Annotated in this window: 1 protein-coding gene; it reads left to right on the top strand. The window is 73.8% G+C overall.

Features of this window, described 5'->3' with window-relative positions; translation table 11 throughout:
- On the top strand, positions 1-2,539 hold a 2,539-nt coding region (locus ACFW9D_RS38290), incomplete at both ends, for an Rne/Rng family ribonuclease (protein WP_384630092.1).

Below are 2,539 nucleotides of genomic sequence, written 5' to 3'. Positions count from 1 at the left end.
CGGGCGCCCTGCGCCCCCCCCCCCGCCCGCCCGCGCGGGCTCGCGGCGCCCCGCGACCCATGCCCCCGACCCCGGCGAAGGACGACTCCGAGGGCGGCCGCCCGAAGCGCCCGTCCGTCGCCGTCTTCCAGGCGCCGGTCTTCACCGAGCCGATGTTCCAGACGCCCGAGCGCGCCGCCGCCGCGGCCGCCGCCGAGGCCGCCGAGGTGAGCGAGCCCGAGCCTGAGGTCCAGGCCGAGCCCGCGCAGCCCGCCGTCGCCGAGGAGGAGCAGACCGGCCGTCGTCGCCGTCGCCGCCGCGCCGCGGACGAGCAGCCGGCCGCCGAGCGCCGCCGCCCCGCCGCCGAGGCCGAGCCCGCCGCCGACACCGAGGCCGAGGCCGAGGTGGAGGAGCCGGAGGAGCAGGCCGACGAGCACGACGAGCAGGACGAGCGGCCCACCCGCCGCCGCCGTCGCGGTGGCCGTCGCCGTCGCCGCGGCGAGTCCGCCGACGCCGAGTCCGACACCGACTCCGAGGCCTCCGCCGACGAGGAGGGCGAGGACGAGGACGCCGAGGAGCAGGACGCCGAGGACCACGAGGACGCGGCCGACGAGCAGGACGGCGCCGGTGCCTCCGGCTCCAGCAGCAGCCGTCGCCGTCGTCGCCGCCGCCGTCGCGCCGGTGACGCCGCCACGGACGCCGAGCCGGGCACCGACGACCCCGAGCGCACCGTCGTCAAGGTCCGCGAGCCCCGCAAGAAGGACGACAAGCCCGTCTCCGTCGACGAGGTGCAGTCCATCAAGGGCTCCACGCGCCTGGAGGCCAAGAAGCAGCGCCGCCGCGAGGGCCGCGAGCAGGGCCGCCGCCGCGTCCCGATCATCACCGAGGCCGAGTTCCTGGCCCGCCGCGAGGCCGTCGAGCGCGTGATGGTCGTCCGCCAGAACGGCGAGCGCACCCAGATCGGCGTGCTCGAGGACAACATCCTCGTCGAGCACTACGTCAACAAGGAGCAGTCGACCTCGTACGTCGGCAACGTGTACCTGGGCAAGGTCCAGAACGTGCTGCCGTCCATGGAGGCCGCCTTCATCGACATCGGCAAGGGCCGCAACGCGGTCCTGTACGCCGGTGAGGTCAACTTCGAGGCGCTCGGCCTGGCCAACGGCCCGCGCCGCATCGAGACCGCCCTCAAGTCCGGCCAGTCCGTCCTCGTCCAGGTCACCAAGGACCCGATCGGCCACAAGGGCGCCCGCCTGACCAGCCAGGTCTCGCTGCCCGGCCGCTACCTGGTCTACGTGCCCGAGGGCTCGATGACCGGCATCAGCCGCAAGCTGCCCGACACCGAGCGCGCGCGCCTGAAGACCATCCTCAAGAAGATCGTCCCCGAGGACGCGGGCGTCATCGTGCGCACCGCCGCCGAGGGCGCGAGCGAGGACGAGCTGCGCCGCGACGTCGAGCGTCTGCAGGCCCAGTGGGAGGACATCCAGAAGAAGTCCAAGCAGATCTCGACCTCGTCGCCGAGCCTGCTGTACGGCGAGCCGGACATGACCGTCCGCGTCGTGCGCGACATCTTCAACGAGGACTTCTCCAAGGTCATCGTCAGCGGTGACGAGGCCTGGCAGACCATCCACGGCTACGTGAACCACGTGGCGCCCGACCTGTCCGACCGTCTGTCGAAGTGGACCTCCGAGGTCGACGTCTTCGCGACGTACCGGATCGACGAGCAGCTCGCCAAGGCGCTCGACCGCAAGGTGTGGCTGCCCTCGGGCGGCTCCCTGGTGATCGACAAGACCGAGGCGATGATCGTCGTCGACGTCAACACCGGCAAGTTCACCGGCCAGGGCGGCAACCTCGAAGAGACCGTGACCAGGAACAACCTGGAGGCGGCCGAGGAGATCGTGCGCCAGCTGCGGCTGCGCGACCTGGGCGGCATCGTCGTCATCGACTTCATCGACATGGTCCTGGAGTCCAACCGCGACCTCGTCCTGCGGCGCCTGCTGGAGTGCCTCGGCCGGGACCGCACCAAGCACCAGGTCGCCGAGGTCACCTCGCTCGGCCTGGTCCAGATGACCCGCAAGCGGGTCGGCCAGGGCCTCCTGGAGTCCTTCTCCGAGACCTGCGTGCACTGCAACGGCCGCGGCGTGATCGTGCACATGGAGCAGCCGACCTCGGTCGGCGGCGGTGGCGGCAAGCGCAAGAAGCGCGGCAAGGGCGGCTCGGGCGCGGAGCACACGCACGAGCACGAGGCGCACACCGAGGCCGTCGAGGCCGTCGAGGCCGTCGAGACGGAGGCCGAGGTCGCCGCCGAGGCCGCCGAGCCGCTGGCGCTGCCCGAGCCGGAGTTCCGGCCCGACGAGGAGCTGTACTCCAGCCCCGCCGAGGCGGAGGCCGCGGCCGGTCGTGGCCGCTCGCGCCGCCGGGCCACGCGCCGTGCGTCGGCTCCGGCCGGTGCGCCCGCCGCTCCGGCCCCGGAGCCGGTCGTCGAGCGGGCCGAGCCGGTCGCGCCCGTCGCCGAGCCCGAGCCGGTCGCCGAGCCCGTCGTCGAGCCCGAGCCGGCCGAGGG

It is taken from the genome of Streptomyces sp. NPDC059524 (assembly GCF_042749255.1).
In the GTDB taxonomy this organism is placed as follows: domain Bacteria; phylum Actinomycetota; class Actinomycetes; order Streptomycetales; family Streptomycetaceae; genus Streptomyces; species Streptomyces xanthii.
The sequence above is the reverse complement of the archived record's forward strand: the minus strand, read 5'-3'. Positions and strand labels throughout refer to the sequence as shown.